9 protein-coding genes are annotated in these 7,130 nt (G+C 59.5%); 3 read left to right on the plus strand and 6 right to left on the minus strand.

Annotated elements, in window-relative coordinates:
* The 3 genes from ABX74_RS25780 to ABX74_RS25790 all read right to left on the minus strand — a co-directional run.
* Window positions 1-1,422 (minus strand): AMP-binding protein (locus ABX74_RS25780; RefSeq protein WP_223258011.1); only part of this gene is annotated, 1,422 nt, incomplete at its 3' end.
* On the minus strand, window positions 1,419-1,883 hold the full coding sequence (locus ABX74_RS25785) for a MaoC family dehydratase (protein ID WP_047890003.1): 465 nt from the start codon (window positions 1,881-1,883) through the stop codon (window positions 1,419-1,421). The genes ABX74_RS25785 and ABX74_RS25780, both read right to left, overlap by 4 nt.
* 14 nt (window positions 1,884-1,897) lie before the next feature.
* On the minus strand, window positions 1,898-3,268 hold the full coding sequence (locus ABX74_RS25790) for an MFS transporter (protein ID WP_019745950.1): 1,371 nt from the start codon (window positions 3,266-3,268) through the stop codon (window positions 1,898-1,900).
* A gap of 218 nt (window positions 3,269-3,486) precedes the next feature.
* Here ABX74_RS25790 and ABX74_RS25795 point away from each other — a divergent pair, with 218 nt between their 5' ends.
* Both ABX74_RS25795 and ABX74_RS25800 read left to right on the plus strand, forming a co-directional pair.
* Window positions 3,487-4,185, plus strand: coding sequence for a TetR/AcrR family transcriptional regulator (locus ABX74_RS25795; RefSeq protein WP_223258012.1), 699 nt, complete (start codon window positions 3,487-3,489; stop codon window positions 4,183-4,185).
* A 72-nt stretch (window positions 4,186-4,257) separates the two neighbouring features.
* On the plus strand, window positions 4,258-4,470 hold the full coding sequence (locus ABX74_RS25800; RefSeq protein WP_019745952.1) for a hypothetical protein: 213 nt from the start codon (window positions 4,258-4,260) through the stop codon (window positions 4,468-4,470).
* A gap of 8 nt (window positions 4,471-4,478) precedes the next feature.
* On the opposite strand, the gene ABX74_RS25805 is transcribed toward ABX74_RS25800, so the two are convergent.
* Both ABX74_RS25805 and ABX74_RS25810 read right to left on the minus strand, forming a co-directional pair.
* Window positions 4,479-5,006, minus strand: a complete 528-nt coding sequence (locus ABX74_RS25805; protein ID WP_020909639.1) for a CinA family protein — start codon at window positions 5,004-5,006, stop codon at window positions 4,479-4,481.
* Window positions 5,007-5,083: 77 nt separating this feature from the next.
* Entirely contained in the window at window positions 5,084-6,232 is a 1,149-nt protein-coding gene (locus ABX74_RS25810) for a glutamate--cysteine ligase (protein WP_047890004.1), read from the minus strand.
* 181 nt (window positions 6,233-6,413) lie between these two features.
* Between ABX74_RS25810 and ABX74_RS25815 the strand changes: the two genes are divergently transcribed.
* Entirely contained in the window at window positions 6,414-6,698 is a 285-nt protein-coding gene (locus ABX74_RS25815; RefSeq protein WP_037120632.1) for a hypothetical protein, read from the plus strand.
* Window positions 6,699-6,755: 57 nt separating this feature from the next.
* Here the strand turns inward: ABX74_RS25815 and ABX74_RS25820 are convergent, their stop codons facing one another.
* Window positions 6,756-7,025, minus strand: coding sequence for a Rho termination factor N-terminal domain-containing protein (locus ABX74_RS25820; protein ID WP_020909642.1), 270 nt, complete (start codon window positions 7,023-7,025; stop codon window positions 6,756-6,758).
* Between the last annotated feature and the right edge of the window lie 105 nt (window positions 7,026-7,130).

Consider the following 7,130-nt stretch of genomic DNA (forward strand, 5'->3'; position numbering starts at 1 on the left):
ACCGATGACGCCGGCCATAGCTACCTCGTCGCGCGAGAGCAGGCACTCTTCGATCTCGCCGGGGCCGATCCGGTACCCCGCGGACGAAATGACGTCATCGGCACGCCCCTGGTACCAGAAGTTCCCCGCTTCATCGGTCCGACCCAGATCACCGGTATGAATCCACCCGTCGTAGACCTTTTCATCAGTCTTCGACGGTTGGTTCCAATAGCCGAGGAACTGTCCGGGGTTGCCTGCCTTCACACAGATCTCGCCTACCTGCCCCACCGCTACCGGCTCGCCGAGCGGATCGAGGAGGGTGACGTCGAAGCCAGGAAAAGCGCGACCCATCGAGCCGCTCACGGGCGTCCACTTCGAACGCGAAGTGCCGATGGTCAGATTCATTTCCGTCTGCCCGTAGAACTCGTTGACAGCTACGCCGAGTGTGTTTGCAACCCACGCCTGCAATGCGTCACCGAGGGCTTCACCACCAGTTCCCAATGCCCGCAGCCGAATACCACGCGCAGCGGTGCCGTCGATGCCGATACTCCGCATCTGCTTGAGTGCAGTCGGAGGAATGAAGGCACCCGTTACTTTGTGACGGCTCAGAATCTCGACCGCACGCGCCGGTGTGAATTTGTCGGGCGTCGCAACAACGGGGCACCCCAACGCAAGGGCTGGAAACAGAACGTCGAACAGACCGCCGATCCAGGCCCAGTCTGCCGGCGTCCAGAAGACGTCTCCCCGCTGCGGCGCATTGTCGAATGCCGTCCGCATACCGGGCATGTGCGCCAGGAGAATTCGGTGCCCGTGGAGGGCGCCTTTCGGATTCCCCGTCGTTCCCGAGGTATAGATGATGATGGCGTGTGAATCGGGGCCCGTCGCTGCCAATTCCGCGCTTTCTGCGGCACTGTCGACGAGGCTGTGGAAATCGAGAAGTCGAACGGGGGTCGAATCGGAGGGCTGATCCGTATTTCCGACAACGATGACGGCTTCGATGCCGGGGATCTCACCTATTCCGTCGGCAACTCGTTCGTAACAGTCCTTGTCGACCACAAGCACTTTCGCTCCCGAGTCACGCATTCGATGAACGACCGCATCCGACCCGAACTTGACCGAAAGCGGAACGGTGACCATTCCGGATCGGAAGGCGCCCAGATGTGTCGCGAGAACCTCGATCCCCTGTGGGACCATCACACCGACGCGATCCCCTGATACAAGGCCGAGATCCGCAAGCACGGTTGCGAACTTTCGGCTTGTCGTGGCGACTTCACCGAAGGTGTACCGACTCCAGTGTCCACCGGTGTCTACGACGAGGGCTAGATCATCGGGATTCTGCACATCGGCACAGGCGTGCGCGATGTTGAATTGCTCTGGCACAGTCCATTCGAAGTTTTCTGCTTCGAGATCCTGCCACCATGACATATCCGGCCGAGAACTCACCGAGCACCCACTTCGAGGTCGAGAGAATGGGTCTCGCCTACCAGGAAAGAGAATTCGCCGGAGAAAACAAGGTCTCCGTCTTGGTTGACGAGTGAGCCTTTCGACGACACGATCGCGGTCTCACCGTCCGAGCGAGGGCGCACCGACAGCACTTCCGACACCGCATGCACCGAGTCGCCGAGGTAGGTCGGCCGGTGGAACCTGACGTGATCAAGTCCGTAGAAGCACTGGAGGTAACGGGGATCCAACTCCACCAGGCCGAGCAAGGTGGACAGCATGAGTGCGCCGTGGGCGATCTGGCGACCGAAGCGCGTCTGCTGCGCGTAGTCGGGGTCGAGGTGAAGAGGATGGCGATCCCAGGTGAGGTCGGCGAAACTTCGCACATAGTCTTCGGTGACGACCCGCGAGTCCGTTACCGCAATGTCTCCGACAGAGATCTCTTCGAAACTCTTTGTGATCATTGAAGTTTCCTCTACTAGTTGACAACCGTTGAGCGTTGATCGACCGGCGGTAGATAGGCCCCGTTGTCATCGATGTACATGTCGCGGCTTCCTTCGTCGAGGTCGGTGTCACGGACGAAGTAGACGCTGATCAGCGAAATCACCGACAGGGCAGCGATATACACAGCCACCGCGAACGATCCACCTGTCGCGCGGACCAACATGGCCGCGACCATCGGCGCGATTGCTCCACCCAAGAGCACACCGATCTGGAAAGCGATCGAGGCCGCGCTGTAGCGCACCCGGGCGTCGAACAATTCGGCGATGAACGTCGCCTGCGGCCCGTACGAGATGCTGAGCATGAAGGCGCCGACCGCCAATGCGCCGGTGGTGATCCAGAAGTTGCCGGTATCTATCGCGGCGAATGCAACGAAGACCCACAGACCCATGCCGGTGATGCCGACCATCAGGATCCGGCGTCGTCCGAATTTTTCGGACAGTTGACCGAAGATCGGAATGAAGATGACGGCAACGAGGGCGGAGACCATGACCGCGCCGAGCATGAGGTTCCCGGACAGCAGATCGAATTGATCGGCGTACGTCAGGCTGTAGGTGTTGAGGATGTAGAAGTAGGCGCCGGTGCTGATCATCGAACCTGCGGCAAGAATGATCTGGCGAGGATAGTTCTTGAACGCGTCGACCATCGGGATCTTGACCGCGGTGTTCTGCTGCTTCACGCGAGCGAATGCCGGAGTCTCTTCCAACGCCGTGCGAATGTACAGCCCCACTGCAACCAAAGCGATACTCAGCAGGAACGGAATTCGCCATCCCCACACCAGGAATTGGTCTCCGGTGAGCGCCTTGGTGCCGAACATGACGGCCGTCGCCAGCAGAAGGCCGGCGGGCACACCCACCTGCGGCATGCTGCCGTAGAAGCCGCGGCGATTCTTGGGTGCGTACTCCACAGCAGTCAAAACTGCACCGCCCCACTCGCCGCCGACGCCGAATCCTTGAATCAGCCTCAACACAACGAGAAGAATCGGGGCCCACACACCGATCTGGGAAGACGTCGGAAGGACGCCGACCAGGAATGTTGCAGCTCCCATCAAGAGAAGTGCAAGCACCAAGACCTTCTTGCGTCCGATGCGGTCACCGAAGTGGCCCATCACAACACCGCCGAGTGGCCGCGCCAGAAAGCCGACCGCAAAGGTAGCGAAGGAGAGAATCGTCGCCAGCGCGGGATCTGCGCCCGAAAAGAACAGCGGCGCAAAGACCAAAGCGGCGGAGGCGCCGTAGATCTGAAAGTCGTACCACTCGATCGTGGTGCCGACCAGAACTGATCCGGCTACACGCCGCAGGGCAGGCCTGTCGACAGTTGCGGGAGATGGAGGATTCGCGTCGTTCATGTCATTGCTCCTTGTATGGAGTGCCCTGTTAGCTCGCGCACCGAGGGGAGGCTCGACAAGAACACTATGCAGTGACCCAACGCACAGTCAAGCATTTTTCAATCGATCGATTGATGAATAGATATGTAATTTGCCAGTACACAGGCAGCTATCAATCAATTGATTGACGGTCAGTCGATTTCGGCGGCGATGCTAGCATGATTGGGCAACCAACCGAAATGAGGATCATGGACCTGGGGCGCGTTCAACGGGCGGCAGTCACGCTGTTCGCGACGAAAGGGTTCGCCGCTACCGGCATTCGTGAACTCGGAGCAGAAGCCGGCATCAACTCGGCAACGCTCTATCACTACGTCGGCAGCAAAGAGTCACTGTTGGCCTCGATCATTCGGTCGTGCCTCGACGAGCTGACACAGTCGGGAGAGCGGGCGATGCGCCGCAGCGCCGATCCCGTGGTCCAGCTCGCCGGCCTGGTGTCGTCGCACGTCGGCATTACCGCTGTCAACCAACTGACTGCCCGCGTCGCCGAGTACGAGATGCGCGGATTGACCGGAGACAACCGCATCGAGTTGCAGACGCTGCGCGACGAGTACGAGCTTCTATTCGGACAGATCCTCGAACGCGGACAACGCGTGGGCGCCTTCGACATCGAAGATCTGGCATTGAGCCGACTCGCGATACTGGAGATGTGCACCGGGGTTGCGCACTGGTACCGGCCCGGTGGCCGTCTCGAGTTGGAAGATGTCCAGCGATTTTTCGTCAGCACCACATGCAAGCTTCTGTCAGTTCCGTCCGACGAACTGAACGGAGTGGAATTCATTCACGAAGTTCGAAAGCTGGACAGCGAACCCGAGACTCAGTCCTCCGAAATTTGGGGCACCCACGCACAGAGCGACTTCGTACGCCAGTCCGAACTGTAATCAGGCCAGGACTCCCTAGCCCTTTGTGTGAGGACGGTTGCCGGAGGCGGATCTACCCGCAATAGTCGATGTATGGATCGGTACAAGATCACGATGCCCGACGGCTCCTCGACCGAGGAACCTTTCGACTCCGACAAGGAAGCAATCGCGTGCGCCGTGGATGCCAATCGAGGCGTCAGCAAGCACCTTGTAGTCGAGAAATACACGGCCGACGGCCGTCTGATTCCTACTGCTCAGGCTCCTGCGAAACACAAGGGACATCACAAGAATCGTTCGAACAGTTGAATTCTCGACTACACCACGCCTGTCGAACTTGGTGTGCGACGACCCGACGCGTGACGCAAAAGTAGATGGATCGCATGCTCGACGGTTGCTCCCAGGACGGCTTCGGGGTCACCTGAGAAGACCTGTTTCTCTGTTTCAGCGGTCCCATGGTCGACGACTCCGAACCACACAGTTCCCGGTGGGACGTTCTCCTGGGTATCCGGACCGGCTTCGCCGGTGACGGCCAGTGCCAACGTCGCGCCGAACAGTGTGGCAGTGCTGTGTGCCATGACCCGAGCAGCGTCCTCGCAGACGACTGGGCCGTCAGGAACATGAAGAACGGAATGCTTGACCGCTCGGGTATATGCGACGATCCCGCCACAAAACCAGGAACCGGCGTTCGGCGCCTTTCCTAGATGTGCGGCGATGTTCCCGGCGGTCAACGATTCCGCCGTCGCCACCGACAGACCGTGTTCCTCTACTACTGCGGCCAACTGCCTGCACATATCGTCGAGATCCTTGTCCGACGCAAGCTCGGGTCGTGGATCGCCATTCATATGTTCCTCCTCCTGCCGTCCGATCGGTGACCTCGATAAGAAATTGGAGGTCTTGGAATGCCAATTCCAACCGTGCCCTACAGCTCACTGCCACCTTGTGAACTGCACCCTTCGAAAGTGCGTCGGGCGCACTCGTCGATCACATCGGCCACCCGTGACCGGCGTGCGAGTTGCCGGCGCTGCACGATCGCCCCGTTTCCGTTGCTGAAGACCTTGTCCAAGGAAGCCGTGACCTGCTCGAACTCTCCGAATGCGGTCAGAGCAGGTTCGACATGATCCACCAACCGCCGAACCGCCTGGTGTGCAGTCAGCAAGCGCACGGATTCCACGTCCAGCGACCTGCCGTCGAGTCCGTCGCGTGCTGCACGCCAGCAAGCCGCGCGGAGTAGCTCCTGATCGACGGCAGGCGCAACCTCACCTTTGGTGATCGCAGCGGATGCGGTGCCGACGAGTGCCTGCACCAGTGTGGCCAGAGTCATCGTCTCCTCCACGGTGGCGGGCACGTCGCTGATCCGAATCTCCACGGTGGGAAGGTGATCCGACATGCGCACGTCCCAATAGACCATGTGCGGATCGAGAATGACCCCCGTCTCCAGCATCGCTGCAACGGCATCTTCGTAGTGCCCCACGGACTCGAAGAAGGGTGGCGGACCCGAACTGGGCCATCTGCCGAACAGAACGTAACGCCAACTCGCATAACCGGTATCGCGTCCCTCGCTGATCGGGGAGTTCGCCGTCAATGCCAACAAAGTTGGTAACCATGGACGCAGATGATTGATGATCCGGACCGATCGTTCTCGATCTTCGACACCCACGTGAATGTGGCAACCGCACATCACACCTTCGGTGATTGCACCGAATTGACCGGCCATCCGTTGGTACCGCGACTTCTGCGTGATCTCGTCGACCGGTGGATCGTAGAAAGGCGTTCCGACAGCGATGAGTTGACATCCCACGCGGGCAGCGGCATCGGCGGTGAGGGCACGAGACTCACAGAGTTGGTCACGAAGGTCACGAATGTGGCTGCCGATCGAAGTGGAAGTCTCCACCTGACAACGTGTGAGTTCGAGTTGCAACGAGATACCGAGTTCTCGCCCGGCAGCAGCAACCTCGGAGTTGCGCAGACTGGGACGCCCAGTCTGCGGATCGCAGAGCAAAAACTCCTCCTCGACACCGAGAGTCGGTGTACCTACCGAGAATAGGTCAGGAGTCGGCTTCCCATTCATAGGCCTTCCTCGCACCGGTTTTCCTCCACACCCGATACTTCGAGCGTACGGCTTTCTCCGCACTTCGGCACTACTCCATCTGTTTCATTCACCCATCGATCGGGTAGTTGCCCTGTGAACCGACGACGAGCGAAGAATCGCAAGTCTTCATTAGCGAAGGACGGAGTGCGCCGTGACCAACATGAGCGGGAGTTCACCGGTAGATGACGAACACACCAATCGATCGCACGTCGGGGAGGCAATCAGCGACGGGCGCAACTATCCCGGATACCTGCTGATCGGGCTGGGTCTGGCAACACTCGGATTGACCTTGGTGGCAGCAGGTTACGGATTTCGCGGATGGGCAGTCATCGCCGGCGCGGTGTGCGTCGTGTCCTTCGTCGTCGGAACACTGGCCATCTTGATGGAACACCGTCGGGTCAAGCGACTGGAAGGTCAGGAACTCTTCGATCAAGAAGGGCACTGAACCGAACGCTCGAGTTGTATTCTGCACAAGCAGAATACAACTCGAGCAGAATCCGGCTCAGTGATCGCGGAGTTTCTCGATCAGCTCACCCTTGTTCAGTTTCGAGTACCCGTGCAGATCGAGTTCCTTGGCGCGTTTCTTCAGATCGTCGACCGTCCACTCCTCGTACGGCGAAGATTGTCCGCCGGACTTGGCGACAGTCGACCGCCCTCGATTGGCGGCCGCATTGGAGATTCGAGCCGCCTTCTCCTTGGAATCGCCCTTCTCACGTAGCTCTTCGTAGAGTTCTTGATCCTTGAGTTGAGGTTGTGAGTCCTTGCGAGCCACTGTTTCGTCCCTTCACTCGTGTCTTCACTCCGACGGTGTGGGCGGCACCTCGAAACGCCCCCACACGCGGTGTGTCTTCAGAAGCTGAGCGAGTGAGGCGAGGGC

The organism is Rhodococcus sp. ARP2 (assembly GCF_001029585.1).
In the GTDB taxonomy this organism is placed as follows: Bacteria; Actinomycetota; Actinomycetes; order Mycobacteriales; family Mycobacteriaceae; genus Rhodococcus_F; species Rhodococcus_F erythropolis.